This is a genomic window from Streptomyces sp. NPDC002309 (assembly GCF_053593375.1).
Window position 1 is genome coordinate 1 of the sequence record NZ_JBSFCI010000064.1, and the last position, 25,811, is coordinate 25,811.

23 protein-coding genes are annotated in these 25,811 nt (G+C 69.7%); 7 read left to right on the forward strand and 16 right to left on the reverse strand.

Features of this window, described 5'->3' with window-relative positions; translation table 11 throughout:
• Nucleotides 1-124: 124 nt before the first annotated feature.
• Nucleotides 125-607 carry an N-acetyltransferase family protein gene (locus ACWCPM_RS32630; RefSeq protein WP_450979885.1) on the reverse strand — a complete coding sequence of 161 codons (483 nt, stop codon included), beginning with the start codon at nucleotides 605-607 and terminating at the stop codon, nucleotides 125-127.
• A gap of 54 nt (nucleotides 608-661) precedes the next feature.
• The gene (locus ACWCPM_RS32635; protein WP_107082809.1) at nucleotides 662-835 is read right to left on the reverse strand and encodes a hypothetical protein; all 174 of its coding nucleotides are present in this window, start codon (nucleotides 833-835) and stop codon (nucleotides 662-664) included.
• 475 nt (nucleotides 836-1,310) lie between these two features.
• Here ACWCPM_RS32635 and ACWCPM_RS32640 point away from each other — a divergent pair, with 475 nt between their 5' ends.
• On the forward strand, nucleotides 1,311-1,916 hold the full coding sequence (locus tag ACWCPM_RS32640; protein WP_450979886.1) for an HD domain-containing protein: 606 nt from the start codon (nucleotides 1,311-1,313) through the stop codon (nucleotides 1,914-1,916).
• Between the two features lie 229 nt (nucleotides 1,917-2,145).
• On the forward strand, nucleotides 2,146-2,319 hold the full coding sequence (locus ACWCPM_RS32645) for a hypothetical protein (protein WP_450979887.1): 174 nt from the start codon (nucleotides 2,146-2,148) through the stop codon (nucleotides 2,317-2,319).
• 36 nt (nucleotides 2,320-2,355) lie between these two features.
• Here ACWCPM_RS32645 and ACWCPM_RS32650 read toward each other — a convergent pair whose 3' ends face one another.
• From ACWCPM_RS32650 to ACWCPM_RS32670, 5 genes are all read right to left on the reverse strand, one after another.
• A complete protein-coding gene (locus ACWCPM_RS32650) occupies nucleotides 2,356-3,849 on the reverse strand; it encodes an SDR family NAD(P)-dependent oxidoreductase (protein WP_450979888.1) in 1,494 nt (497 codons plus the stop codon).
• 104 nt (nucleotides 3,850-3,953) lie between these two features.
• Nucleotides 3,954-5,294 carry a wax ester/triacylglycerol synthase family O-acyltransferase gene (locus ACWCPM_RS32655; RefSeq protein ID WP_450979889.1) on the reverse strand — a complete coding sequence of 447 codons (1,341 nt, stop codon included), beginning with the start codon at nucleotides 5,292-5,294 and terminating at the stop codon, nucleotides 3,954-3,956.
• A gap of 438 nt (nucleotides 5,295-5,732) precedes the next feature.
• Nucleotides 5,733-6,953: a glucose-1-phosphate adenylyltransferase gene (gene glgC / locus ACWCPM_RS32660; protein WP_450979890.1), complete on the reverse strand. Its 1,221-nt coding sequence runs from the start codon at nucleotides 6,951-6,953 to the stop codon at nucleotides 5,733-5,735.
• Between the two features lie 81 nt (nucleotides 6,954-7,034).
• Complete coding sequence (gene glgA / locus ACWCPM_RS32665) at nucleotides 7,035-8,186, reverse strand: glycogen synthase (protein ID WP_450979891.1); 1,152 nt, start codon at nucleotides 8,184-8,186, stop codon at nucleotides 7,035-7,037.
• A 201-nt stretch (nucleotides 8,187-8,387) separates the two neighbouring features.
• A complete protein-coding gene (locus ACWCPM_RS32670; RefSeq protein ID WP_450979892.1) occupies nucleotides 8,388-9,134 on the reverse strand; it encodes a (2Fe-2S)-binding protein in 747 nt (248 codons plus the stop codon).
• Between the two features lie 210 nt (nucleotides 9,135-9,344).
• Here ACWCPM_RS32670 and ACWCPM_RS32675 point away from each other — a divergent pair, with 210 nt between their 5' ends.
• Nucleotides 9,345-10,589: a DMT family transporter gene (locus ACWCPM_RS32675; RefSeq protein WP_450979893.1), complete on the forward strand. Its 1,245-nt coding sequence runs from the start codon at nucleotides 9,345-9,347 to the stop codon at nucleotides 10,587-10,589.
• Here ACWCPM_RS32675 and ACWCPM_RS32680 read toward each other — a convergent pair.
• The gene (locus ACWCPM_RS32680; protein ID WP_450979894.1) at nucleotides 10,579-11,775 is read right to left on the reverse strand and encodes a transglycosylase family protein; all 1,197 of its coding nucleotides are present in this window, start codon (nucleotides 11,773-11,775) and stop codon (nucleotides 10,579-10,581) included. The two genes, ACWCPM_RS32675 and ACWCPM_RS32680, sit on opposite strands and share 11 nt — an antisense overlap.
• 331 nt (nucleotides 11,776-12,106) lie before the next feature.
• Between ACWCPM_RS32680 and gndA the strand changes: the two genes are divergently transcribed.
• Nucleotides 12,107-13,546, forward strand: coding sequence for an NADP-dependent phosphogluconate dehydrogenase (gene gndA / locus ACWCPM_RS32685; RefSeq protein ID WP_450979895.1), 1,440 nt, complete (start codon nucleotides 12,107-12,109; stop codon nucleotides 13,544-13,546).
• Nucleotides 13,547-13,971: 425 nt separating this feature from the next.
• Here the strand turns inward: gndA and ACWCPM_RS32690 are convergent, their stop codons facing one another.
• The 6 genes from ACWCPM_RS32690 to ACWCPM_RS32715 all read right to left on the reverse strand — a co-directional run bounded on the left by ACWCPM_RS32690 (nucleotide 13,972) and on the right by ACWCPM_RS32715 (nucleotide 18,003).
• On the reverse strand, nucleotides 13,972-14,223 hold the full coding sequence (locus ACWCPM_RS32690; RefSeq protein WP_450979896.1) for a hypothetical protein: 252 nt from the start codon (nucleotides 14,221-14,223) through the stop codon (nucleotides 13,972-13,974).
• A complete protein-coding gene (locus ACWCPM_RS32695; RefSeq protein ID WP_450979897.1) occupies nucleotides 14,193-14,537 on the reverse strand; it encodes a GNAT family N-acetyltransferase in 345 nt (114 codons plus the stop codon). The genes ACWCPM_RS32690 and ACWCPM_RS32695 overlap by 31 nt, the downstream gene beginning before the upstream one ends.
• Nucleotides 14,538-14,557: 20 nt before the next feature.
• Nucleotides 14,558-14,977 (reverse strand): aspartate 1-decarboxylase, encoded by a 420-nt coding sequence (gene panD, locus ACWCPM_RS32700; RefSeq protein WP_450979898.1) that lies wholly within the window; start codon nucleotides 14,975-14,977, stop codon nucleotides 14,558-14,560.
• Between the two features lie 322 nt (nucleotides 14,978-15,299).
• Nucleotides 15,300-15,959, reverse strand: a complete 660-nt coding sequence (locus ACWCPM_RS32705) for a nucleotidyl transferase AbiEii/AbiGii toxin family protein (RefSeq protein WP_450979899.1) — start codon at nucleotides 15,957-15,959, stop codon at nucleotides 15,300-15,302.
• Nucleotides 15,956-16,318, reverse strand: a complete 363-nt coding sequence (locus ACWCPM_RS32710) for a hypothetical protein (RefSeq protein WP_450979900.1) — start codon at nucleotides 16,316-16,318, stop codon at nucleotides 15,956-15,958. Before ACWCPM_RS32710 ends, ACWCPM_RS32705 begins: the two co-directional genes overlap by 4 nt.
• A gap of 1,283 nt (nucleotides 16,319-17,601) precedes the next feature.
• Nucleotides 17,602-18,003, reverse strand: coding sequence for a hypothetical protein (locus ACWCPM_RS32715; protein ID WP_450979901.1), 402 nt, complete (start codon nucleotides 18,001-18,003; stop codon nucleotides 17,602-17,604).
• Nucleotides 18,004-18,374: 371 nt separating this feature from the next.
• On the opposite strand from ACWCPM_RS32715, the gene ACWCPM_RS32720 reads away from it, so the two are divergent.
• Together ACWCPM_RS32720 and ACWCPM_RS32725 are read left to right on the forward strand one after the other, a co-directional pair.
• Nucleotides 18,375-19,568, forward strand: a complete 1,194-nt coding sequence (locus ACWCPM_RS32720; protein ID WP_450979902.1) for a hypothetical protein — start codon at nucleotides 18,375-18,377, stop codon at nucleotides 19,566-19,568.
• A gap of 589 nt (nucleotides 19,569-20,157) precedes the next feature.
• The gene (locus ACWCPM_RS32725) at nucleotides 20,158-23,745 is read left to right on the forward strand and encodes an RICIN domain-containing protein (protein ID WP_450979903.1); all 3,588 of its coding nucleotides are present in this window, start codon (nucleotides 20,158-20,160) and stop codon (nucleotides 23,743-23,745) included.
• Nucleotides 23,746-23,920: 175 nt separating this feature from the next.
• On the opposite strand, the gene ACWCPM_RS32730 is transcribed toward ACWCPM_RS32725, so the two are convergent.
• Nucleotides 23,921-24,061: a hypothetical protein gene (locus tag ACWCPM_RS32730; RefSeq protein WP_450979904.1), complete on the reverse strand. Its 141-nt coding sequence runs from the start codon at nucleotides 24,059-24,061 to the stop codon at nucleotides 23,921-23,923.
• Nucleotides 24,062-24,290: 229 nt separating this feature from the next.
• A complete protein-coding gene (locus ACWCPM_RS32735) occupies nucleotides 24,291-24,746 on the reverse strand; it encodes a hypothetical protein (protein WP_450979905.1) in 456 nt (151 codons plus the stop codon).
• A 360-nt stretch (nucleotides 24,747-25,106) separates the two neighbouring features.
• Here ACWCPM_RS32735 and ACWCPM_RS32740 point away from each other — a divergent pair.
• The coding region (locus ACWCPM_RS32740) for a deoxynucleoside kinase (protein WP_450979906.1) at nucleotides 25,107-25,811 on the forward strand (705 nt) is incomplete at its 3' end.

Here is a 25,811-nt window from a genome sequence, read left to right on the forward strand (position 1 = left end):
GTCCGGTGCGTGCTCTCGGCGTGCCGGACGAAATGCCTCGTACTGGGCGTACTCGGCATTTCCTCCGGTGCGGCGAGAGTGCGTGCCGGACGCCGCGGGGCAGAAGGGACTTCCGAAACACGCCCTAGAGGGTCCGGTGCATGATGTGTAGGCCGACCCTGCCGTGCTGGGGGTGGTCGAAGGCGTCCGGCACCGTGCCCAGGATCGTGAAACCGAGGGACGTCCACAGCTGGACGGCCGGGTTGGTCTCGACGACCGCGTTGAACACCATGGCCCGGTAGCCGTGGACCGTGGCCTGGACCAGGATGTGCTCGGCGAGGGCCCGGCCGATGCCGCGGCCCGCCTGGTCGGGGTCGACCATGAAGCCGGCGTTGGCGATCCGGGCGGCGGGGCCGCTGTAGTTCGGGGTGAGGTAGGCGGAGCCGATGACGGTCCCGTCGTCGTCCTGGGCGACGTAGACGCGTTTGGCCGGGTTCATCCACAGAGCTCGGGCCGCGTCCTCGGTGGTGTCCGGGTCCCAGGCGTAGGTCTCGGCGGCGGCGACGATACGGTGCCAGAACGGCCAGATGTACGACCAGTCCTCGGCGGTGGCTTCCCTGATCAGCATGGGCGTGAGTCTGGCACGCCCATGCCGTCGGCGATCGCGAAGGGCTTCTGCCCGTCAGTCCACGCTGGGCAGGATGTGCGGCTCGGCGAGGTCGTCCTCGTAGCCAGCCAGGCGGATCGGGGCGGACCGGGCCCATACGTCGAGGCTGCCGATCTCGCCCGGCCGGCGGCCCGCGCGCTCCGTGCGTTCCTTGGGGCGCTGTTCGCGATTCGTCTTCTCCGGTGTCACCGCGCACTCCTTATGTGTCGGGTCACCCGCGGGGGCGCGCCGGCGGCCTGCGATCCGCTGCCCGACGCCCGTTCGGGTCTGCCATGGTGCAGTTGGACGCGGTGGCGTCGGTAACTCGCGTGAGAGCAATCCGTTGTGCACCGGCTTGTCCCGGGACGGACGATGGGTGTGGGTAGGGACCCCTTGCTGCTGTCCGTCCGGACCAGATTAACCAAATGAGCGGGCGCATGCTCGATGGCGCTGAAAACTGCGAGTAACGTTCACGCGTCATCCCGTGCTCGATCTGGCGAATTTCGGGACCTTTATAAGGAAACGGGACCGTGACGACTCACCCGAACGGCCTACCCGGGCGAACAGGCCCTCGACCGACTGCCGTCGTGTCGGCCCGCAGTTCAGTTGCCGTTGGCCGGTTCGCAAGCCGGCCATGCTCTGCTGACGTCCGGAAACGGTGCGACCGGCGGGAGGAGTGACGCGCATGGAACTGCGCGGTGTCGACGAGCTGATGGATCTGCTGCTCGCCTGCCGCGGCGCCTGGGACACCCCGGACCGCACGGGCGACCCGGTCGACCTGCACGACCACGGGCTGCAGACCGCGGCGCTGCTGCGCCGAAGTCACCCCGCCGACAAGGAGCTCCAGGTCGCGGGGCTGGTGCACGACATCGGCCACCTGCTGCGCCCCGGGGACGACGCCGGGCACGCCGACCACGCGGCGAACGTCGTCCGGCCCCTGCTCGGCGAACGGGTCGCCCGTCTCGTCCAGCTGCACGTCCCGGCCAAGCGCTATCTGGCCACCGTCGCCCCCGACCGCGGTCTGTCCCCGCAGAGCGCGCTGACCCTGACGTTGCAGGGCGGCACGATGAGCCCGGCCGAGGCCTCCGCGTTCGCCCAGGACCCTCTCGCCGAGGACGCCGTGACCCTGCGCCAGGCGGACGACGCCGGCAAGGTCGTCGGCCTGGACGCGGGGGTCATGGAGGACTGGCGCACGGTCCTGGAACTGGTCGCGTCCCGGCACTCACGCCTCGGGGCGGTGGGCGGAGCGTCCCGTACGGGCACGCCGAGCGGCGACAGCGGCCGTAGCTGAGCCCAGTCGTGGGTGATCACGACCGTAGGTGAACATGGCCGTGGGTGAACACGGCCGCCGTTGATCACGATCATCGGTGATGACGGTCACGGGGCCGCCAGGGCGGCGGCACCGTGCGCAGGCGACGCCCGCGGCCCGGTGGGACCATGGTCATGGTGACTGTCGGGCGGTGTGTCCCGGCCGTCGGCTCGGGTCGCTTCGGCAGGCCACCGTGAGGAAGGTGGCACGCATGAGCGACGTCACGCCGCCCCCGCGCCCCCGGCGCGCCCCGGACCTCGGGGGCCTGTCCCGGACCGTCCTGTACTTCGCCCTCGCCGTCAGCGCCCTGCTGGTCGGCGTGGCCGCGCTGCTGATGGGCATCGCCTGGCTCGACCTCGTGGACAACGCCCGCAGCGACTGGTGAGGGGACTGCTGAGCGCGGGCAGGACGAGCGGGCGGCTCACCACTTTCCGGGTGCGTAGTCCTTGAGGAAGACCCCGTACAGGTCCTCGCCGGCCTCGCCGCGCACGACCGGGTCGTAGACGCGGGCCGCGCCGTCGACCAGGTCGAGCGGCGCGTGGAAGCCTGCCTCGGCCATGCGCAGCTTGTCGTAGTGCGGGCGCTCGTCGGTGATCCAGCCGGTGTCGACCGAGGTCATCAGGATGCCGTCGGTGTCGAACATCTCCTGCGCGCTGGTGCGCGTGACCATGTTCATGGCGGCCTTGGCGGCGTTGGTGTTGGGATGGCCCGCGCCCTTGTAGCCGCGGCCGAAGACGCCCTCCATCGCGGAGACGTTCACGACGTACGCCCGACCGCTCGCCGCGCGCCGCGCCGCCTCGGCCATGGCCGGCCGGAGCTTGCTGATCAGGATGAACGGCGCCGTGTAGTTGCACAGCTGGGTCTCCAGCAGCTCCACCGGGGAGATCTGCTCGATCGTCTGCACCCAGGTGTTGGTGTCGACGACGTCCGGGACGAGACCGCCGGCGTCGATGGCGGTGCCGTCGAGGTGGCGGGCGACGCTGGCGTTGCCCGCGACCAGCGCGAGGTCGACGACCTGCTGCGCGTCGACGCCGCTGATCCCGACCGGCAGCGTGGCGATGCCGTCGACCGCGCCGGAGTTGAAGGCGCCGATGACGTGGTGGGCGGGCAGCTCACCGGCGGGCAGCGGAGCGCTCTCGCCGTCGACCAGCGCGGCGTAGGCGGAGGGCAGCCGGCGCACGGTCTGCGTCGCGTTGTTGATCAGAATGTCGAGCGGGCCCGCCTCGGCGACCTGGTCGGCGAGCGCGACGGCCTGCGCCGGGTCGCGCAGGTCCAGACCCACGACCTCCAGGCGGTCCATCCAGTCCCCCGAGTCGTCCATCGCCTTGAAACGGCGGATGGCGTCCTTGGGGAAGCGCGTGGTGATCGTCGTGTGCGCGCCGTCACGCAGCAGTCGCAACGCGATGTACATGCCGATCTTGGCGCGGCCACCGGTGAGCAGCGCGCGCTTGCCTGTCAGGTCGGCCCGGACGTCGCGCTTGGCGCGGTTCTGGGCGGCGCAGTCCTGGCAGAGCTGGTGGTAGAAGTAGTCGACCTCGATGTACCGCTGCTTGCAGGTGTAGCAGGAGCGGGGGCGCTGCAGTATCCCCGCGATCCGGCCCTCGGCGGTCCGCGACGAGGGCAGGAGGCCCTCGGTCTCGTCGTCGATGCGCTCGGCGGAGCCGGTCGCCGTGGCCTCCGTGACCGCCTTGTCGTGTGCGGTCTTGGCGGCCCGGCGCTCCTGCCTGCGGCGCTGCTTGACGGTGCGGTAGACGTGCGAGGTGGCCCGGCGCACCAGGATCGCGTCGGGGTGGTCGACGTCCAGCTTGTCGAGCTCCTCCAGCACGCCCAGGCAGACGGCGAGTCGCTCCGGGTCGATGCCGGGCCCGTACACGATCTCGTCCGTGATCGCCGAGCCGTCCTCTGTCACCGTCATCGCCGCTGCCGTTCCTGGATCTGCCGTCGCGGCGCTCCGGTCGCGCCCGCATTCGAACGGCCGATTTTACGGAGCGCCGGGTCGCACCGCCAAACCCGTCATGATCACGGAGCGCATGCCTTGATCAGTGTCTCCAGTTCGTCGGCCACCGCCCGGGCGAACCGGTCCAGGTCCGGTACGGCCGCCGCGTCGGCGACGAGCCCGTAGTGCACCCGCCCGCGGTAGGTGGAGACGGCGACGGCGAGGGACTGCCCGGCGGCCAGCGGGGCGAAGGGGAACACCTCCGTGAGCGGGTCGCCGCCCAGCCTCAGGCCGAGGCCGGGCAGCGGGACGCTGGTGACCAGGATGTCGAACCAGAGCCGCGCGGCCTGGCTGACCAGCGGCCCGCCCAGCCGGTGACCCAGCGCCGGTACGTGGTCGGCGAGCAGCGCGACGGCGCCCGCGCCCCGGTTGGGGCCGGCGTCCTTGTTGCGGTCCATGGCCGTGCGGACCGCGTCGAGGCGGCCGCGCGGGTCGGGATCGTCGACCGGGAGCCGTATCAAGTACCCGGACAGCCGGTTGCCCTGGGGGTGCGCGGTGCGCGGGCGGCGCTTGGACACCGGGATCAGGGCCCGCGGCGCGACGCCGTCGCTGCCGTCACCGCGTTCGTCGAGCCAGCGGCGCAGGGCGCCCGCGACGACGGCGATCAGGACGTCGTTGACGGTGCCGCCGGCGCCCTTGCGCACACGGTGCACGTCGTCGAGGTCGAGGACCACACCGGCGGTCCGTCGGGTGCCGGAGGGCTCCGAGGTGAGCGCGGGCGAGGTGCGGACCCCGAGGGTGGACAGGGCGACGGAGGCGCCGATGTCGAGGGCGCGGCCCACGTCGGAGAGGGCGCCGCGCACCGCGTCCGGCAGTCCGCGCACGTCGGGCAGCAGGCGGCGGGGCGGCTCGGCCGGGCGGGGGCGGGAGGCGTGCAGGTCCGTGGGGTCCAGGATGGCCGCCGCCAGGGTCAGGGCCCGCAGCCCGTCGGCGAGGGCGTGGTGGAACTTGAAGAACACGGCGAACGACACGCCGTCCGCCCCCGGCAGTACGTGCGCCTCCCACGGCGGCCGGCCGCGCTCCAGCGGGCGTTCCATCAGCCGGCCCGCCTCCGCGTGGAAGTCGGCCGTCGGGGCGTGCAGCCGGACGTGGTCGAGCGGGTCGAAGTCGGGCGCGGGCTCCCGCGCCGCGCCGCCGAAGGCCAGCGGGCTCCGCAGGGACGGCGGCCGCCACACGTTCCGGATCCGCATCCGCAGCCCGGGAACGGCGGCGGCACGCGCGGCGAGCAGGTCGGCGGCGTGGGCACCGGCGGCGGGCGAGCGGGACGCGAAGACACCGAGCGCCCCCAGATGCATGGGGTGCCGGTCCGACTCGATGTTCCAGAACGCCAGGTCGAGGGGAGCGAGCAGGTCGTCAGATGTCAATGGGTTGCCTCGCGTCGACGACGGGTGGGCCAGCAGTCAATCGCCCACGCGCGATTACGGTCAAGTACGATCAGGCTACTCACAGTTAACAACAGATTAAGTCCCGTAGCCCGAGAATGGGCGTGGGACTCACGGGACACGCGTGACGCAAGAGGTCACAAGGGAGGGGCGAGCGCACCACGGAGATGTAGCGAGGGTCACACGAAGTCACGGTGCGCGCCACACGAAGACACGCGGCGAACAAGCGATCGACCCTGTTTCCCTCCCGACCCCCGCCCTGTCGGTCTCCCGCATCCTCGCGCGCCGCCCCGGCGATCGCCCGTGCCGGCGCCTCCCGCGCTGTCACCTCCCGCGCCTTCCGTCCCTCCCGCGCCTTCCCGCTCTCCCGCGCCTTGCCTCCCGCCCGCGCACTTCCGGCACTTCCGGCACTCGCGCCCCTCAGGGCACCCGCTGTCCCTTCCCCAACGCGATCACCCCGCCCTTGGACACCGTGTACAGCTCGGCGTCCCGCTCCGGGTTCACCCCGATCGTCGCGCCCGGGGGCACCTCGACGTTCTTGTCCAGCACCGCGCCCCGCACCACCGCGCCGCGCCCGATGTGCACGTTGTCGTGGAGCACCGAGCCCTGCACGACCGCCCCCGGGTCGACCACCACGCCCGGCGACAGCACTGACCGGGTGACCTGCCCCCTGATCAGACAGCCGGCGCTGATGATGGACTCGCCGGCGATGCCGCCCGCGTTGAAGCGGGCCGGGGGAAGCTGGTTGGAGTGGGTGTAGACGGGCCAGCTGCGGTTGGAGAGGTTGAACGCGGGCCGCTCGGCGATGAGGTCCATGTGGGCGTCGTAGTACGCGTCGAGGGTGCCGACGTCCCGCCAGTAGCCCTGGTCGCGTGCGGTCTCGCCGGGCACGTGGTTGTCGCTGAAGTCGTACAGGTGGGCCTCACCGCGGGCGGTGAGCTGGGGCAGGATCGAACCGCCCATGTCGTGCACCGAGTTCTGGTCCTCCGCGTCCCGCTGGAGGGCCTCGACGAGCGCCTTGGTGGTGAAGACGTAGTTGCCCATCGAGGCGAGCACCCGGTCGGGGTCGTCCGGCAGTCCCGGCGGGTCGGCGGGCTTCTCCAGGAACCGCTCGACGGTGCTGCCGTCCGAGCCCGGGGTGATCACCCCGAAGGAGGGCGCCTCCGAGCGCGGCACGCGGATGCCGGCCACCGTCACGCCCGCGCCGGACTCGATGTGCCGGGCGAGCATCTGGCGCGGGTCCATGCGGTAGACGTGGTCGGCGCCGAACACCGCGACGTACTCCGGCTGTTCGTCGTGGATCAGGTTCAGGGACTGCAGGATGGCGTCCGCGCTGCCCAGGAACCAGCGCGGGCCGAGACGCTGCTGGGCCGGGACGGGTGTGACGTAGTTGCCGAGCAGGCTGGACATCCGCCAGGTGGTGGTGATGTGCCGGTCCAGCGAGTGCGACTTGTACTGCGTGAGGACGCAGACGCGCAGGATGTCGCCGTTCACGAGGTTGGACAGGACGAAGTCGACGAGGCGGTACGTGCCGCCGAAGGTCACCGCGGGCTTCGCCCGGTCCGCGGTCAGCGGCATCAGGCGCTTGCCCTCTCCGCCCGCCAATACGATTCCCAGCACCGAAGGTCCTCCGCGCCGCATCCCGCCGCCCCTCTACGCCCGATAGTGCGCCGTGCTCTGCTTGTCGCCCCCTGGCTCCACTGCCTGCCGACCGCCCTGGATCTACCGCCGGCCGAGGACATCCGCGTAAAGACCGGCCGTGCGCCGGGCGACGGTGTCCCAGCCGAACTCCCCCACCGCCCGCTCCCGCCCCGCCTCCCCCATCCGCCGGGCGCCGTCCGGGTCGCCGAGCACGGTGTCCAGGGCGCGGGTGAGGGCGGGCTCGAAGTCCTCGTCCAACGGCACCAGCAGGCCGGTCTTGCCGTCGGCGACGACCTCCGGGATACCGCCGACCTGTGAGGCCACGACGGCGGTGCCGCAGGCCATCGCCTCCAGGTTGACGATGCCCAGGGGCTCGTAGACCGAAGGGCAGGCGAAGACGGCCGCGTGGGTGAGGAGTTGGATGACCTCGGGGCGGGGCAGCATGCGGCGGATCCAGTGCACGCCGTCGCGGACCCCGCTCAGTTCCCGGTACAGCTCCCGGAACTCCTGGTCGATCTCCGGGGTGTCGGGCGCGCCCGCGCACAGCACGACCTGCGCCGACGGGTCGATGTCACGCACCGCGCGCAGCAGATGGGGCACGCCCTTCTGCCGGGTGATGCGGCCGACGAACAGCACATAGGGGCGGGCCGGGTCGATGCCCAGGCCGCGCAGGACGTCCGTGGCCGGGTCGGGCCGGTACATCTCGGTGTCGATGCCGTTGTGCACGACGTGGACGCGCGCCGGGTCCAGCGCCGGGTAGCAGGCGAGGATGTCCTCGCGCATCGCTCCCGAGACGGCGACCACCGCGTCGGCGGCCTCGACCGCCGTGCGCTCTGCCCAGCTCGACAGGGCGTATCCGCCGCCGAGTTGCTCGGCCTTCCAGGGCCGCAGCGGCTCCAGGGAGTGGGCGGTCGTCACATGCGGGACGCCGTAGAGCAGTTTGGCGAAATGGCCGGCGAGGTTGGCGTACCAGGTGTGCGAGTGGACGAGTTCGCGGTCCTGGAGTGCGGCGGCCATGGCCAGGTCCACGGAGAAGGTGCGCAGGGCGTCGTTGGCGCCGTCGAGGGCGGGCCAGGAGCGGTGGCGGAACACGCCCTCGCTCCGCCCCTCGCCCCAGCAGTGCACGTCGAGGTCGACCAGAAGCCGCAACTCCCGGGCGAGGAACTCGGCATGGACGCCCGCGCCGCCGTACACGTCCGGCGGGTACTCCCGGGTCAGCAGTCCCACTCGCACCCGGAACCCCCTGTCTCAGCGGCTGGTTCCTTCATGGTCACCCAGATGCGCCACGGGCGGAAGACCACGGGACGGCCGCCGGGTCGAGCGAGGGGTCCCGGGACACGGGGTGGGCGCCCGGGTCACGTCCTGGACGGCCGAGCCAAGCACCGACGCACGTGTCACGTCCTGGACGGCCGAGCCGAGTCCTGAGCGGACGTGTCAAGTCGTCGGCGCCCGGGTGAAACAGCAGTCGCCGCAGACGCCTCCGCCCGGCACCCGGTAGTACAGACAGCAACTGCGGCGCCGGAAAGCGGTACCGGTGAAGGTGCCGGTGTCGCGCAGGAGGGGGTGCGCGAAGAGCCCGGCGGTCAGCGCGCGGGCCCGGGCGCCCGTCTCCGTCCGGCCGTGCCTGCGCGCCCAGCGGTCCAGTTCTCGGGCGGCGCCCGCGAGCGCGGACGCGGTGTTGCCCCACAGCAGGCCCGTGGCGAGCCGGTGACGGTCACGCAGGGTCTCCGCCAGGGGTTCGAGGTGCCCGCGCAGCACGACGTCGACGAGGGTGGCGACGTCCCCCGGCAGCGGGCGCACCTCGGTGAGCCACAGGTCGTCGGGGGCCGCGGCGTCGGCGTCCCAGCGCAGCAGCCGGGGGGCGAGGTCGGGGATCCGGCCGTAGAGGGCCGCGCAGCCCAGGGCGGCGGACGAGAGCCTGGCCGCGAGGCCCAGGTGGGCCACGGACGCGGCGATCCGGGTCTCGGGGGCGTGCAAGGCCGCCGCCACCTTCCGGACGCGGAGAGCCAGAGGATCGGGCGGGCCACCCGGTGCCGCACCTTCGTACATCTGCGCGAGGGTCGGCAGCGGTCCGGCCGGGCTCCCAGGGGCGTCCACGAGCGTGCGCAGGACGAAGTAGCCGCCGAGCGGCCGCAGGGCGGTGAGTGCCGGGTCGAGGTCCACGAGGAGCAGTAGTACCAAGGCCCCTAGGGGACCGGCCTCAGGGGTGTACCTCCGGGGTAGCCCACCCTGGGGATGACGAGGGGCCGGTCGTACTCCATCGGCAGTAGGTCCTATTGCGTGCTCAGGTACGACGACGGGAACAGTGCGACAGGGCATCGTGTTGCCCATGAAGGCCGACCGTTCGCCGCGCCGGGCCCCGTGCCCCCACCGCCCGCAGAGGAGCAGGCCATGAGCGCCCTCGCGCTGTCCGTGCTGCTGTCGCTCGTCTCCGCCGTGGCGTACGCCGGCGGGGCGATCGTGCAGGAGCGCGTGGCGGAGGCGGACGGGCAGTACGCGCCGCTGCGCCGGCCCTGCTGGTGGGCCGCGGTCGCGCTGAACGGTCTCGGTGGTCTGCTGCACGTGGCGGCCCTGGCCTACGGCGCGCTGAGCGTGGTGCAGCCGCTGGGGGCGCTCACCATAGTGTTCGCGCTGCCGATGGCGGCGCTGTTCGTGGGACGCCGGGCCGGGGCGGCGGCCTGGCGGGGCGCGATCATGGCGACCGTCGGTCTCGCCGGCCTGTTGTCGCTGGTCGGCTCCTCCGGCTCGCGATCCCTCGACACGGCCCAGCAGACGGGTGTCTTCCTGGTGACCGCCGGTGTGGTCGCCACGCTGACGGTCGTGGCACGCGCGGCGCACCGCCGTCCGACGGTGCGCGCGATGGTGCTGGCCACGGCTTCGGGCACGGCGTTCGGCATGTCCTCGGTGTTCACGAAGTCCGTGGCGGTCGACTGGACCGGCGGGCCGACGTGGGCCCTGGTCCCGGCCCTGGCCGCGATCGGCGTGCTCTCGGTCGCCGGTCTGCTCCTGTCGCAGGCCGCCTACCGCGGCGCCGGACTCGCGGCCCCGCTGGCCACGTTGACCGTCGTGAACCCGGTCGTGGCCGCCGCGGTGGGTATCACCATGTTCGGAGAGACGTTCCGCCACGGCACCACCGGCACGCTACTCGCCCTGAGCTGTGGTGTGGTGGCGGCGGGCGGGCTGATCCTGCTGACGGCGGAACGCGCCGGGAACGGGACGCGCCCGCCCGTACCGGACGGCGTCACCACGGGGAAGCCGTCCGCGCCGGCCGTGCCGGTCGGTGCCACCACAGGGCAGCCCGCCGCACTTGACCTGCCGGTCGGCGTGACCACGGCGAAGCCCGCCGCACTGGGCCTGCCGGCCGGGGTCTTCCTGCCGAGCCCGAAGGGGGACGGCGTGTACACGAGGGAACCGGGCTCCAGGAGCCTGGAGCCGACGGCCCTCGGGGACACCGCCCTCGCGTACGGCGACGTCGCGTACGACAAGGCCGCGCCGACCGTCGCCCCGGACGCCGCTGTCGTCGTCTCGGACCCGGTCGTCGTCGCGGACTCCACGCCGCCGTACCACCCGCTGTACGGGGCGCCGTACGTGCCTTTCCCGGCCCTGGAGCGCAGTCGCGTCCGGGTCAGATCCTGACCCCGCCGGCCCGCAGGTACGCCAGCGGGTCGACGTCGGAGCCGAAACCGGGTCCGGTCCGCACCTCGAAGTGCAGGTGCGGGCCCGTGCTGTTGCCGGTGGAGCCGACCCGGCCGATGCGCTGGCCGGCGCCGACCGACTGCCCGGACTTCACGGAGATGGCCGACAGGTGCGCGTACTGGCTGTACCGGCCGTCGGAGTGCCGGATCACGACCTGGTAGCCGAAGGAGCCGCCCCATCCGGCCTCGACGACCTGGCCCGCCCCGACCGCCTTCACGGTGGCCCCGGTGGGAGCCGGGAAGTCGACACCGGTGTGGTAGCCCTTCGACCAGCTGGAACCCGTCGCGCGGTAGGCCGTGCCGAGCGGGCCGCTGACCGGTGCGACGCGGGTGCCGGCGCGCCGGCTGCCGTCGTCGTCGGAGGTGGAGGTCTTGGGCGGGGACTTCGGCGCCGCCTCGGGGGCCTTCGGGGTCTTGGGGGTCTGCGGGGCCTTGGGGGTCTGCCGTGTGGTGCCGGGGGCGGCGGGTGCGTTCGTGGTGGCCTTGGCGCGCAGGTTCAGGCGCTGGCCCGGCAGGATCAGGTCGGGGTCGGCCCCGATCGTCGTGCGGTTACCGGCGTACAGGTGCTGCCAGCCGCCTTGGACGTCACGCTCGTCGGCGATGGCCGAGAGGGTGTCGCCGCGGACGACGGTGTACATCTCGGCCTTCCCGGCGCGTGACTGGGGGGTGGTCTGCGGCTGGACGTCGGCCGGCGCGGACCTGGGGGTACGCGTCGCGGTGCCCGCGGGAACCACGTCCGGGCCCTCCCCGCCCCGCGTCAGTCCGGCCCGCTGCGAGCAGACCGGCCAGGCACCGGGCCCCTGCCCGTCGAGCACCTTCTCCGCGACGGCGATCTGCTCGGCCTTGGTGGCCAGATCCGCGCGGGCCGCGTACGCCGTGCCGCCGTACGCCTCCCACGTGGACTGGCTGAACTGCAGCCCCCCGTAGTAGCCGTTGCCGGTGTTGATGTCCCAGTCGCCGGTCGACTCGCAGGCGGCGACCTTGTCCCAGGTGGCCGCGTCGGCCGCGTGCGCCGCGCCGGTGCCGACGAACGGAAGGGCCATACCGGCGCCACCCGCCGTGACGGTGAGCGAGGCGCGGTTGATCCTGTTCGGCTGATACCGGCGGTGCCGGCCGCGTACGGCCATGAGGTGCCCCCTCGACATGCGTCAGGAGGGCCAAAAGTATGCGCCGCGAACAGGCCATGACAAGACGGCAATCGGCCGCCTAAGGGGCCAAATGGCCGGGATCGGGCTGTCGTTGCGCGGTCCCGTCACGAACACTCGCCGTGCTCGTCCGACCGTGCGGCGCCCGCAGCGGGCCCGTCGGCTGAGTGCGGAACGGGCTTTCGTGCGTATGTGCCTGCGCGACGTCCCCGACCCGCCCGTGCGGGCGGGGGATCCGCACGTCAGGATGGGTGGTGGCCATACTGGCGGGCACGACCGGCAGCACCGAGAACCAGGTCACTAGGAGTCACCGATGAGCACTTCAGCCCAGATCGGCGTCACGGGCCTCGCGGTCATGGGCCGCAACCTCGCCCGCAACTTCGCGCGCAACGGCTACACGGTCGCGCTGCACAACCGGACCGCGTCCCGGACGCACGCGCTGGTGGAGGAGTTCGGGAGCGAGGGCGAGTTCGTCGCGGCGGAGACCGCCAAGGACTTCGTCGCGGCACTGGAACGTCCGCGGCGCCTGGTCATCATGGTCAAGGCCGGAGAACCGACGGACGCGGTGATCCAGGAGTTCGCCCCGCTCCTGGAGCCCGGCGACATGATCATCGACGGCGGCAACGCGCACTTCGCGGACACCCGGCGCCGTGAGCGCGAGCTGCGTGAGCAGGGCATCCACTTCGTCGGCACCGGCATCTCCGGGGGCGAGGAGGGCGCGCTGCACGGACCGAGCATCATGCCGGGCGGCTCGAAGGAGTCGTACCGGTCGCTGGGCCCGATGCTGGAGAAGATCTCGGCGAAGGCCGCCGACGGGGCGCCCTGCGTGACGCACGTGGGTCCGGACGGCGCCGGGCACTTCGTGAAGATGGTGCACAACGGCATCGAGTACGCCGACATGCAGCTGATCGGCGAGGCGTACCAGTTGCTGCGCGACATCGCCGGGTACTCCCCCGCGGAGATCGCGGAGATCTTCCGCACCTGGAACACGGGCCGGCTGGACTCGTACCTGATCGAGATCACCGCCGAGGTGCTGTCCCACGTCGACGCGGCGACGGGCAAGCCGTTCGTGGACGTGGTGGTGGACCAGGCGGAGCAGAAGGGCACCGGCCGCTGGACCGTACAGATCGCGCTCGACCTGGGCGTACCGGTGTCCGGTATCGCCGAGGCGGTCTTCGCGCGCTCGCTGTCCGGACACGCGGCCCTGCGGGAGGCCTCGCGCGGGCTCGTGGGCCCGAAGGCCGCCCCGCTGAGCAGGGCGGAGGCCGGAGCGTTCGCGGACCGGGTGGAGCAGGCGCTGTACGCGTCGAAGATCGTGTCGTACACCCAGGGCTTCCACGAGATCGCCGCGGGCAGCGACGAGTACGACTGGGACATCGACCTCGGGCAGGTCGCCTCCATCTGGCGGGGCGGCTGCATCATCCGCGCGGCCTTCCTGGACCGGATCCACGCGGCGTACGACGCGCGGGCCGACCTGCCGAGCCTGCTGTCCGACGAGACCTTCGCGCGGGAGATCGCCGAGGCGCAGGACGACTGGCGTGAGGTGCTGATCGCCGCGACGCGGCAGGGTGTGCCGACGCCGGGGTTCGCGGCGGCGCTGGCGTACTACGACGCGCTGCGTGCCGAGCGGTTGCCCGCGGCGCTCACGCAGGGCCAGCGGGACTTCTTCGGGGCGCACACATACCGCCGGACCGACCGGGACGGCACGTTCCACACGCTGTGGGGCGGGGACCGGTCGGAGGTGTCCTCCTAGCGCATCCGGGGTGCGGTCGTCTCGCGGGTGCGGGGCGCGGCGCGTGCGCGGGGATCCGCGCGGTTCCCCGCGCCCCACGCCCCTTGCCGGCAGTGCGGTGGGCGGCGCTCGGGCGTCGCCCACCGTCTTCGTTCAGGTCAAGGGTGGTCCCGGTTCCGGGCTCGGGACCGGTTCGGGCCCCGGGGGGACGGGAGAGGGGCTCGGCTCCGGTACCGGGTGGGGGACGGGAGGCGGCTCCGGGACGGGAGGCGGTGGAGGAGCCGGGGCCGGGGATGGTTCTGGCGGCGGTACGGGGTGGGGCTGCGGCCCCGGTGGTGGTGGTATCGGCGGTTCGGGCTGCGGGCTGGTCATGACGTCCTCCAGCCAGTGGCTGTGCGTCGGCTCTGGACTTCTCCTCCCGCGTACCCGGCCCCAGGCGCCGCCAGTCACCCACTGGAGTCACCTCGCGGCTGGGGCGGGGCTCCCCGTCGTCCGGCCGCGCCGACCGCGCGCGCCCGGGCGACCGACGACAGCCCGTCCCGCCGGGCCCGTGTCAGCAGGTCCTCGTGGACGAGGTGCCGCAGTTCCAGGCCCGAGTGGTCCTCGTCGCGCAGGGAGTCGAGGACCGGAACGCGCAGGGGCGAGGTGTGGAGCGGGGCCGGAAAGCTCAGAACCGGCCGGGATGCGCCGCCAGCCACGCCTCCGCGGCCTCCATCAACTCGCTTTCGGCCGCGGGGGCCTCGTCCGCGTGGCGATGGGCCCACTTGGCGACGTAGGGGCACAGCGGCGCGACGGGGACGCCCTCGCGCGCGGCGATGGCGTACAGCTCACGCGCCAGGGAGCCCGCGATGCCCTTCCCCTCGTGGGCGGGCTCGACGATGGTGTGCACCGGCACGAGGGCACGCCTCGGGGTGTCGAGCACGAAGTACTCGACACGGCCGGTGACTTCGCCGTCCGCGACGGCCTCCAGACGGCCGGCCGGCCGGTCGTCTCGGATCTCGGTCTCGCTCATGGGCACTCCTCTTCCACGGTTCACACCCTGACGGCCTGCGGGCTCCGCTCCTGGCCGGAGCCCGGCACGGGCTCGCCCGGATCCGCGCCGAGGCGCACAATCCGGTTGCCCTCGTCCACGTGGACGACCCTGGGTTCCAGCGCCCGCGCCTCGGAGTCCGTCACCTGAGCGTAACTGATGATGATCACAAGGTCCCCGGGGTGGACCAGGTGGGCGGCCGCCCCGTTGATCCCCACGACACCGGAGCCACGCTCGCCTTCGATGACGTAGGTCTCGAGGCGGGCCCCGTTGGTGACGTCCACGATGTGCACGAGCTCACCGGGCAGCAGATCGGCGGCGTCGAGCAGGTCCGCGTCGATGGTCACCGATCCCACGTAGTGCAGGTCGGCCTGGGTGACGGTGGCGCGATGGATCTTGGACTTGAACATGGTACGAAACATGAAGAAACTCCCGGTCTGCCTGCTCCCTGCCTGCGTTTTGCAGGTCAAGGGCTGTTTCCACGCCCTGCAACGAGTCGCATGTGCGGGCAGCTGTCCCCAGGTTCTCAGGACTCACGCTGACCACTTGCTGACCCTTCTGACGCCCCGCCAGGTGACCGGGGGAGTGCTTCGCCCACTCGCGCGGACCCCACCGTGGCGACGACCCAAGCCTACGCAGCACTCCCCGAAGGACATCCGTGATCGCCGTCACGCGGACGGTCTGGACGGTGGTCAGAAGCGAAGGCTCTCGAGGCGGTAGAAGGGCGGATGCGATGACCGCCCCTCAGGCGTTCTCGTCATGGATCCGCACACCCAGATCCTCCGCCCACTCCAGCGCCCACGCCTTGAGTTCTTCGGTCTGCCGGGAGGTGAGTCCGTACGCGGTGTAGTCCTCATCCTCGTACCAGTCCGCGCCGACGAGCCGGTCTCGGAGGTCTTCGAGGCTGAACTCGTCGTGGGCGCGACGGCGGCCCAGGGATTCGAGGTCGGCGGTGGACCGGTCGCGGGAGGCAGCCTGGACGTCGATGAGGTCGCGGACCGTGCCGCGGTCGGCGAGGGCGCGGACCTTGGTGCCGATCACGTCGTCGAGGGAAAGAACGGGGCCGTAGGGGGTCTGGGTTGGCGGGGCCCAGAACGCCTCCTTGAGGACGTCGACCTCACACTCCTCGCCGGTGTCCGGATCGGTGACGAGGAACCGGCCGCTGAGCGGATCCGTCTGGACGTGCGTGGTCCGCCATCCGCGCGCGCTGAGGCCTGCTGTGAGTGAGGCGACGATCTCCTGCATCGGAGCAGGGTTCTCGGTGGCGACGTCGAGGTCACGGCTGAAGCGTTCGACCAGGCCGTGGGCCTGCACGGCGTATCCGCCGGTGAGGACCAGAGGATAGGGGGAGCCGATGTCGAGGATGTCGGCGAGGAGACGCTCGTGGAGCGGAGTGAGCTTCACGCGGCGGTCGTGTCGGCCGGAGCGGTGCGGGGCAGCTCGGGGAAGGCGCTCTCCCAGACCTCGCGGATGTAGGGACTGATCAGGCGCCGCAGCACGGGCCACTGCTCGGTGAGCAGGCGGTGGTGCAGGAGGGCCACCAGGTCCTCCCTCAGTCCTTCGGCCAGGACGGTCCGGTAGAGCGTCATGCAGGACTTCGGACGGTCCAGGCTGTAGCTCGTCCGCCCGGACCAGACGATGTGGAGCGGCAGGTCCACATCGCCTTCGACAGGGCCGGCCAGCTCCTGCAAGCGCTCGGGCAGGCGGCTGCGGTAGCGGTCACGCAGCACCTCGGCGCGGGGGGCTGTGATCGTCGTGTCCATGCGTCCAGTATCGCTGCCGGGAGGCGGCGGCATGGCGGATACGGGGGTCCCCCTGTCGTACGTACGTCGGGCGGCCGCCCGCCCTTCCCTCGGACATCTCACCCAGTGGGCGCTTAGCGCATCATCGCTACCCGTGCAGGCCCCCAGGTGGCGCGGCAACCGGCTGCCCTGCAGACCCGGGACCAGCCCCGCTCGCGGGCGCGGGTGATCATGACGCAGCAGTTTACGCAGCCGCCGCAGTGGAGTCGCTTCGGTCTCGGTGTCGGAGACGACGCTGCCGAAGCCGAGGCCCATGACGCCGGCGCAATGGACGAGGAGGACACCAGGGCGGGCGAGGTCGCGGTAGCGGCCGGAGGGGGCAGGCGGCTTCCACAAGGCAGGCCGCTTCGGCCTCGAACGCAGCCCACTCGTTCACAACCTATGCCGCGGACGAGCTGTCGAGTAACGCAGCGAGCGTCCCAAGCGGGAGCCAGGCACCTGTGTCCAGGTCCCCGTCATGGCGGCCACCTGGTCAGCAAGCTGGGACGCTCCCGCGCCCGATGCTGACCGCTTGCTGACCCGAGCGGGGCCATCAAGCTTCTGACCCGCAAACACCCAAACGCTAGATCTTGGACTTGAACATGGTACGAAATATGAAGAGACTCCCGGTCTACCTGCTCCCTGCCTGCTTTCTTGCAGGTCAAGGGCTGTTTCCACGCCCTGCAACAAGTCGCATGTTCGGGCAGCTGTCCCCAGGCTTCCAGGACTCACGCTGACCACTTGCTGACCCTTCTGACACCCCGCCAGGTCACCGGGGGAGTGCTTCGCCCACTCGCGCGGACCCCACCGTGGCGACGACCCAAGCCTACGCAGCACTCCCCGAAGGACATCCGTGATCGCCGTCACGCGGACGGTCTGGACGGCAGTCAGGAGCGAAGTGTCTCGGCCGGAAGTCGGACCACGCGCCGCCCTGGGTCAGCCGGCCCCGCGCAGCGCCAGCGGGCCCGACGAGACCGCCTACTCCCTCGCCGCGCCCCTTCCCGGACCATCGGGCTCACCGTGGCGGAGGTTCGGGGGCTCCTGGCAGCTTGTCGTGCCCGGCCCCCCGCACCGGACTGGGCACCGCGGACTACACCACGCGCTGACCTGGTCGACTTGGCGCCGCCGACGCCAAGCAATCGCCCGCTGGCGTCACTTCCCGCGGTGTTCTCGCACGATCGAGGCAAGATCCTGCTGGAGTTGTAGCAGCACTCGACACCGGATGGCGTCGGTTGGCCTGTGACGCTGGCGACAGCGCCGACCTGTCACGCATCGGGGGGCTGATCGGTCTTTAGGCGATGTAGCGCAGATTCACCCGGAACGAAATGAAGATCTTTCTCTTGACAGCACAGAAGGCAACCGTCGTCCTCGTGTACGGCGTGTTCGCAGACGCTTCCAGCTGGAACGGCGTCGTCGAGAAGCTGCAGGAACACGAATACCGGGTGGCCGCCAGTAGCCCGCTGCGCGGGCTGACCAGCGACTCCGATCACGTCGAGCATCTGGTGGCGAGTATCGACGGGCCCATCGTCCTTACTGGCAACTCCGATAGCGGCGCCGCCATCGGCAGCACCGCCCGCAGCCTCGACAAGATCCAGGTGCACGCACTCGTCGCCGCGTTCATGCCCGGAGAAGGCGAGAGCGCGGTCGAGTCGACGGGCGAACACCACGGCAGCACGCCCGGTGACGTCCTGCGCTCCGCAAGCGCACCAAAGCCACCGTCGTGGAGGAAACCGCCTCCCACGCGGTCAGCGTGTCGCACCCCAGCGACGTCGCGCGCCCGGCCAACGAGGCGGCGCGGGCGGTGCAGCAGCCACCGTGCGAAAAGCACGGGCACTACGGGCGGGCAGCCAACTGTGATCGGCTACCCCGTCCGCCTTCCTCAGGCACTCCACTTCGGATGGACAGTGAGCCTGGGCAAGGCATTCGTTTCACAGGAAATCTCATTCGCACGCCCCGGAGTCGCCGCCTGCCGCGGCCGTAACACGTCCGTGTCCGGCTCCCTGCTCCGGCGTGCACCCGCATTCGAAAGACGACTCACATGCTCAACAAATCAAAGAAGTTCCGGCTGTCGGCAGTGGCGCTCATAGCCGCGTCGGCCGCTGTTTCCGGAGTGGCGACACCGGCTTCGGCCAGCGACCCGTCACCCAAGGCCGCGAGCCCGTCACCCAAGGCGGCGAGCCCGTCACCCAAGACTGATGGCCCGTCAGCCGAAGGAGTCTGGGGCTTTCCCGGCGAGGGCAATGAATGGAATCTGAAGACCTATTCGGGTGGGCGGATCGACAGCAGGTCCACCCCGGGGGAGGCTCGCGACAACCGCGGTAATGTTCTTACTGCGTGGCGCGGCTACGACAACGACTACATCTGGGTCTCGTTGAACAGCGGGCCCGCAATCCAACTGCGTTCGCCGGGCAATGCGCCTGCAGTGACGTGGGCACCGCCGACGGTGATCTGGACCAACGACGGGAACCGCGGGAACTTCCGGGTCTTCCACACCGGTACGGACGGCCACGTCTACCAGAACCGCATTCAGCTCGACGCGAGCTACCATCTGCCCGGCACCCTGGCCGAGGGGATCAGGATCCCCAACGACACGCGAACCAACGACACAGTGGCGGTGGGAGCCGCAGCGCTTCCGAACAACTCCTTCATGCTCGCCTGGAACAGCCAGTCCAACGACGACATCTGGACGATGTACTACGACGGCGCCACCACCAACTACAGCGATCCGCGTGTGGTTCCGGGTGCGCTGAGCAAGGACGCGCCGTCACTGGCCGCCCAGGTGGACGACGGCAATGATTCCGCTCCCTGGAACCAGGTCGTTCTCGCCTTCACGGGTACCGACAACACCATTTATTGGGCGCGGCAGAGGTACGGGACTTCCGACTGGACGTATCCGCGGCAGATAGTTGACATGTCGTCCAACGGCTGGACGAGGAAGGCGCCGTCTGTCGCGCTCTCCCCCAACGGCTACGGCATCATCACCATGTCGGAGGACCGCGACACCACCATCGGCAGCTACCTCATCCGGCGAGACGGGGGGTGGAGCGGGTACTACCAGGAGAACACCTACGCGCTCGCACACCAGACGACGCCGCTGGCCGTGATGGACGGCACCACTTTCTATTACGTCCTCAACGGCACGGCAGGCGGCCTGGGTGGGGGCATCAAGTGGAAGAAGGTCGCCGATCTGAATTCCATTGGTCTTCCCTGGGCTCAGCCCCCGCAGTGGTAAGGATCGGAAGAGGCCCGGTTCCAGGGCTTCGCTTTGGTCGGACGACGTCCGCGTCGCCACGATCTGCCATCGCCGCGAGGACCTGAAAACGCGACAGGCCAGGGCCGCGTCGTTGTCAAAACGTTCCCTTGTCGGCCTGAACACCCGGTCTTGACACCGAAATCCAAAGCATCGGTGTCAAGGCCGGCTTTTGCGCTTGGCGACGTGCACGAACCTCCCACAGCGCCCCGCCGGCTCAAAGACTCCCGCTGTTCTGGCCTATCACCGTGAGCACCACCTTGGAAACAATCACAGGTTGCGGCTGCATTCATGCGGCCCTGACCCGTTCTCACCCCACATATAGGAATGAGAAGATGACGCAAGATTTTGAGGTCACGTGAGACTCATCCGACCTGCGGCCGCGCTTCTGTCCGGCCTGCTGCTCGCACCTGCACTACCGGCGGTGGCCTCGGCGGCGCCGGCAGCCGACTCCAAGGGCCCTGCCATATCCGAGGGACCGGGGACGCCCGGACCGGATCTGAGTCACGCGAACCGTTCGGCCCCGATTGCCGGGCTGCCGGACTGGTCGCGCGTGGGATATCGGGGCGGCATGGACCTGCCCCAGGACAGCTCGAATCTGACCGATCTCGGCTCCTGTCGCATCTCCTCCGAACTGCTCGCTTCCGAGTACGAGGTGATCGGGGACGACGGCGAGGATGACACCGCCGGCCTGCAGAGGGCGATCGACCACATCAAGGAAGAGTGCTCGCCGAAGTCCAACTTCAACCGGCTCTCGCTCATCGAACTGCCTGCCGGGCGGATCGACATAACCAAGCAGATCTATGTCGACGCCAGCTTCCTGACCATCAGAGGGCAAGGTTCTGGTGACGGCGGTACACGACTGGTGTTCCGCCCCGATCTCAGCACCCGTTACGACAAGACGATCAACGGCCGCTGGGACCAGGACAGCATGACCGCGGGCACCGCCCCGGACATCGGCAACGGTGGCTGGATATGGCCGGGGCGCGGGTTGTTCCGGGTCCAGACCCGGGAGATAGCGACCCGGTACAAGGACGACTGGAACCTGCTCCCGCCCCTCCCCGGTCGCAAGGACCTCTACGAGGGCAGCATCAACCAGCACTGGGCCTCCGGCTTCAAACTGGCGGGTGCGGCCGGGGACGAGAACTTCTCGGCACGGGAGGGGGCCAAGGTCGTACGGCTGGACACGAAAGCCGACATGACCAAGTTCAAGACGGGCGGCTATGTCTGGGTGGGCGCGGCCAACAGCAAGAAGTTCTACGCGCAGCAGGGCATCACCGATCCGAGCATGATGGAAGCCCTCCACATGCGCCAGGAGATGTTCCAGATCAGCCGCCTGGACACCGCGGCCAAGACGATCACGCTGGACCGGCCGCTGGAGTGGGACCTGCCGGTCAACTCCGAATCGGACGGTTCCGAGCCGCTGACCGGCAGTGGCACCCCGTATGTCAGCAAGGTGACCCCGCTGAAGATCGTCGAGGGGGTCGGGTTCGAGGACTTCGCCTTCACCCAGGACATGGAGGGCCTGCCGAAGATCGGTGGCCAGGAGACGTACTCCTTGACGCCCGCGCAGGCCAAGAACAACTACGGCAACCTGGCGCCCGAGTACGCGATGCACGGCATCGTGTTCAAGTGGGCCGCCAACAGCTGGGCGCGCGGGCTGAAAGCCACGATGACCGGCTCGCACCCGATCGTCACCGAGGTCGCGCGCAACCTGCAGATCGAGCGCAACAGCTTCGACGGCTCCTGGAACAAGGGCAAGGGCGGCAACGGCTACCTGCGCGGCAGCCGCGTGTGGGACTCGCTGTGGGCGCACAACGACATACGCAACCTGCGCCACTTCACCTTCCAGTGGTCCGCCAGCGGCAACGTCGCCTTCCGCAACGACCTCGACTCGGATCTGAACCTGCACGGCGGCTGGGAGCACAACAACCTGTTCGAGCAGAACACGGTGAGGGTCCCCTACGAGCACCGCTCGGCCAACTGCACCGCCAACTGCGGCGGTGAGGGCGGCCAGGTAGAGCCCGGGACCTGGTATCCCATCTGGTGGGCGGCCGGCCCCAAGGCGGGCAAGTGGGCCGGATCCTCGGGACCGCAGAACGTCTTCTACAACAACACGCTGATCAAGCAGGCCACCCCCGGCGGGCCGTTCGAGCCGTATGCGCCGTACGGCGCGAGGGCCGGCACCGCCTTCCAGTTCGGCTCGAGCGACGACGACCCGCGCAAGTTCCGGCACCTGAGCCAGAACGGGCAGGGGATCGCGGACTGGACCGAACGGGAAACCCTGGACTACAAGGGGAACGGAGTGGCCACCTTCGACGCGGGGCACCGGCATTCGCTGTTCCTCCGCGACACCGGCGGTGAACTTCCCCCTCGTGACCCACAAACCGTGTACGTCAACGCGGCCACCTGGAACATGGCGGGCGCGAGTTCCCAGCACGCAGGCGATAGGTACCAGACCGGAGTGCCCGGCCTGCATACCAGGGGGCACAGGAATAATGACATCCTTGCTCTGCAAGAAGCCGGCGCTCCTGCGGCTAGACATTATGAATTGGAAGACGAAATCCCGCAGAGCCAATACACCAAGAAGATGCAGAACGGCACAGAATCCACGCCTCCCGTCAAGGAGTACATGCTCAGAACCAGAAGAGGTGAAGGGGGTGGCTACCTTTACTGGCTGAACACGAGTGTTGACGACGGTACCGGAAGTGATGGCAAGATCAATCTTGCCATCTGGAGTCGCACATCAATCCCGTCATCAGACATATTCGTCGTCCCAGGAAAGACCTACAACGGCGTTCACTGGGGCAAGGCCCGCCCTGCGCTCGGCGTCAAATATTGCGGAGCCGTCTTCTTCACATGGCATGGAGCCTCGGAGGGCGGCACGGACAATGTCACGATGCTACTGAACATCGAGAGGCGTATGGCGGAGGCTGCCCCCCCGGGCCAACCTCCGCTGCGCTGGTCGGTCCTCGGCGACTACAACATGGAGAAGGAGACGAGGAACCAGAAGCAGGGGTTGACTGACGCTCTCGGGGGGCTCAGGGACCGATTCGCCATATGGGACGCAAATCAGCCGACACGCCCTGCCTCGGGGCGCAAGATCGACTACGCGGTCACAGCAGGCGGGACCAACGGGGTCCGCTCGCTCAGTGGGCTGGGGCGAGTGGATCACGAGTGGACTCTCTCGGACCACCATCCCGTCGAATACGACTTCTCCTACGAAGTCGAAGACCCTGACCCGAGGTGCACGGAGGAAAAGCCGCAGCGGGCGAAGGCTCCTTCGAAATTGAAGGTAAACCTCAAAAGCGCCAGCAAAACCACCTCTCCGTACGCGTCCACAACATCGGGTTCCCCCTACAAGGGCCTCAAGTTCCGGAAGGTTGTCCGGGAAAATCAAGCCGCGCATGACTTCCAGTTCCAGGCAGCCTCTGATCACTGGGGTTACTACCGCGTGATGCACACCATGTCGCGCACCTATCTGGGCCAGGAGGACGGCCTTGCCGACAAGCCGGTGATTCTGGACGGCTCCGACCAAGGGGACTCCCAACTCTGGCAGGTGTTCGATATGGGCGACGGCTCCTGGATCTTGCTGAACAAAGCCACCGGCCAGGCGCTGACCACCCTGGACCGCGCTGAGGGTGAAGAGTTGGTAGGACGCGACCTCGTCGACGAATTCGATCCCGACCAGCGTTGGTTCTTCCAGGACTCCGGGAACGAGGCGTTGGACATCGACGAGATCGTGACCCAGGCGGGCTCGGCGATGACCGTACGGGACGCCGACCCCGAGGAGGGAACGCCGGTGGTCCTCGAACCCGACGGCAGTGATGAGGAAGGAGAAGAGTTCGAGCCGATTTACGCGGACATGACCGAGGACAGTCACTGCTACTATCTCGTGCACAAGGGGCTGTACGTCAATTCCACGGCCACGAACCCTGCAGTCACTGAGGGCAACACTCTCACTCTGAACAAATTCCGCGCCAATGACGAGGGCTACCTGTTCTGCATCCCATGGGCCGACAGGCACTCGCAGTCGTCGACCTTGAGCCAGTACGACAGGCGCGAGAGGAACATCACTGTCGGTGGCGGACCCGGCGGTACGCTGGTTCTGAGCAGCGGCGGCGTCCCCCTCTGGGACTGGAAAGCTCTCAGCAGCTGACCGCATGTGTGTGAAATCGCCTGAACCGGCAAGCCGCGCGCACGCGATGACCCACCAGGTCGCCGCGGCGTAGCGAGACGCCGCCCGAGCAGGCAGCGAGGCCCCTCCCGGAATGACTTCCGGGAGGGGCCGTCGAGGTTGTCGGCGAGGAGACGCTCGTGGAGCGGAGTGAGCTTCACGTGGCGGTCGTGTCGGTCGGGGCGGGGCGGGGCAGCTCGGGAAAGGCGTCTTCCCAGACCTCGCGGATATGGGGGCTGATCAAGCGCCGCAGCACGGTCCACTGCTTGGCGAGCAGCCGGTGGTGCAGGAGGGCCACCAGGACCTCGCTCAGCCCCTCGGCCAGGACGGTCCGGCAGAGCGTCAGGCAGGACTTCGGACGGGAGTGACGGCGACGACCTGAACTTCCGGCCCCGGAACGGGAGTTGTCCGCCCCGGAAGTGGTAGGCCATGCCTTCGCCCACCCGCCGATCGGCTAGTGACGCCGTTACTCGGTCACGCCGCCCCACCCACCTGGACGACCGGATCGCCACGTACGTCCAGGACGCTCAGCCCCGTGCGCTCCGGGCCAGCCAGGGCGTGAGCCGGGAGTCCAGGATGAGCTCCTTGTACGTCTCGTCTCCGGGGAGCGGCACGATGAGCCACTGGCCGGGCGGGAACAGCCGCCCCTTGGTGGTGGCGAGGCCGCCGTACACGGAGCGCAGGAACCCGGGGACGGAGTCCCGCGGCACGTCGTGGAACTCCACCCCGTCGACGGTGATCCTCGCGTCGCCCTCGGGGAAGAGCCGGACACTCGCGGAGGGTGAGCCGGCCAGCTCCACTAGGGCCTCGTGCGGCAGCGAGCCGTCGGGATCGAACACGGTGAAGAGTTCGGCCGACGTGCGCCGTGAGGTCTGGTCCGCACCGATGTCGTCGGTGACGGTCATGCTCACCCCGTATTCGACCGCGATCTCACGAATCGCCGCGACGGCGGCCTCAGTGGTCGGCAGCTGCGCCTTCTCCATGCCTCCGATCTTGCTCGGTGAACCCACCGCCGACAAGGTGCTTACCGCATCCCGATCTGCTCATTTCGCCTGCAGAAGACTTCTGACCAGGCGAGACGGGTTGCCGGTGACTCGGCGGACGCGGGGCGGAAGTCGTCATCTAAGATTCAGGTCGGCCGCAGGGCCGCGGGCCCGTCGCCGTGTGCGGCGACTGCGGAGCGGTCCCGCCCGCGGTCGAGAGAGATCGGTCCGCACCGGGCCCGGGGCCTATGACGCTGATCACGAGACCCCCGGGAATCGCGTGACCACCGGTGTACGTCTCAGTGAGGCGGGCTGACCAGCTCGCCCGCCCGCCAACAGAGACCCCAGGAGAAGTGAGGTATGCCGGTGATCTGCGTCGGAGGCATGATCGGAATCGGCAAGACGAGTGTGGCCGAACTGCTCGCCAAGGAGCTGGGCAGCAACGTCTTCTACGAGAGCGTGGACGACAATCCGATCCTTCCGCTCTTCTACACGTCGAGTCCCGAGGACATCCAGGCGAAGCGCTACCCCTTCCTGCTCCAGCTCTACTTCCTGCAGACGAGGTTCGCGGCGATCAAGGAGGCGTACCGGCACGGCGACAACGTCCTCGACCGCTCCATCTACGAGGACTGGTACTTCGCCAAGGTCAATCACGATCTGGGCCGGATCAGCTCCCTCGAGATGAGGGTGTACGAGGGCCTGCTCGACGAGATGATGCGCGAGATCGACGGGCTGCCCTACCGCAAGGCGCCCGACCTCATGGTCTACCTCAAGGCGGACTTCGAGACGGTGCTGCACCGCATCGGACTGCGGGGCCGCGATTTCGAACAGGACGAGGGTCTCGTCGAGTACTACCGGACGCTGTGGTCGGGCTACGACGACTGGGTGCACGGGCACTACTCGGCCAGCGATGTCCTGGTCATCGACATGACCCGCACGGACGTGGTGAACAACCCCGCGGACGCGGCCCGCGTCGCCCAGGAGGTCAAGGACGCCCTGGTGGCTGCCGGGCGGGGGCGCAGCCCTGCGACAGCTGCCTGGCCTGGGGAAACTTCAGCGGTCGCC

Excerpts from the sequence above, each read along its gene's own strand:
- ACWCPM_RS32680 (WP_450979894.1), bottom strand. The coding sequence starts at position 11,775 with ATGGCCGTACGCGGCCGGCACCGCCGGTATCAGCCGAACAGGATCAAC.
- gndA (WP_450979895.1), top strand. The coding sequence starts at position 12,107 with ATGAGCACTTCAGCCCAGATCGGCGTCACGGGCCTCGCGGTCATGGGC.
- ACWCPM_RS32725 (WP_450979903.1), top strand. The coding sequence starts at position 20,158 with ATGGACCTGCCCCAGGACAGCTCGAATCTGACCGATCTCGGCTCCTGT.
- ACWCPM_RS32710 (WP_450979900.1), bottom strand. The coding sequence starts at position 16,318 with ATGGACACGACGATCACAGCCCCCCGCGCCGAGGTGCTGCGTGACCGC.
- ACWCPM_RS32695 (WP_450979897.1), bottom strand. The coding sequence starts at position 14,537 with ATGAGCGAGACCGAGATCCGAGACGACCGGCCGGCCGGCCGTCTGGAG.
- ACWCPM_RS32640 (WP_450979886.1), top strand. The coding sequence starts at position 1,311 with ATGGAACTGCGCGGTGTCGACGAGCTGATGGATCTGCTGCTCGCCTGC.
- ACWCPM_RS32720 (WP_450979902.1), top strand. The coding sequence starts at position 18,375 with ATGCTCAACAAATCAAAGAAGTTCCGGCTGTCGGCAGTGGCGCTCATA.
- panD (WP_450979898.1), bottom strand. The coding sequence starts at position 14,977 with ATGTTTCGTACCATGTTCAAGTCCAAGATCCATCGCGCCACCGTCACC.
- ACWCPM_RS32735 (WP_450979905.1), bottom strand. The coding sequence starts at position 24,746 with ATGGAGAAGGCGCAGCTGCCGACCACTGAGGCCGCCGTCGCGGCGATT.
- ACWCPM_RS32675 (WP_450979893.1), top strand. The coding sequence starts at position 9,345 with ATGAGCGCCCTCGCGCTGTCCGTGCTGCTGTCGCTCGTCTCCGCCGTG.
- ACWCPM_RS32650 (WP_450979888.1), bottom strand. The coding sequence starts at position 3,849 with ATGACGGTGACAGAGGACGGCTCGGCGATCACGGACGAGATCGTGTAC.
- ACWCPM_RS32630 (WP_450979885.1), bottom strand. The coding sequence starts at position 607 with ATGCTGATCAGGGAAGCCACCGCCGAGGACTGGTCGTACATCTGGCCG.
- ACWCPM_RS32645 (WP_450979887.1), top strand. The coding sequence starts at position 2,146 with ATGAGCGACGTCACGCCGCCCCCGCGCCCCCGGCGCGCCCCGGACCTC.
- glgC (WP_450979890.1), bottom strand. The coding sequence starts at position 6,953 with ATGCGGCGCGGAGGACCTTCGGTGCTGGGAATCGTATTGGCGGGCGGA.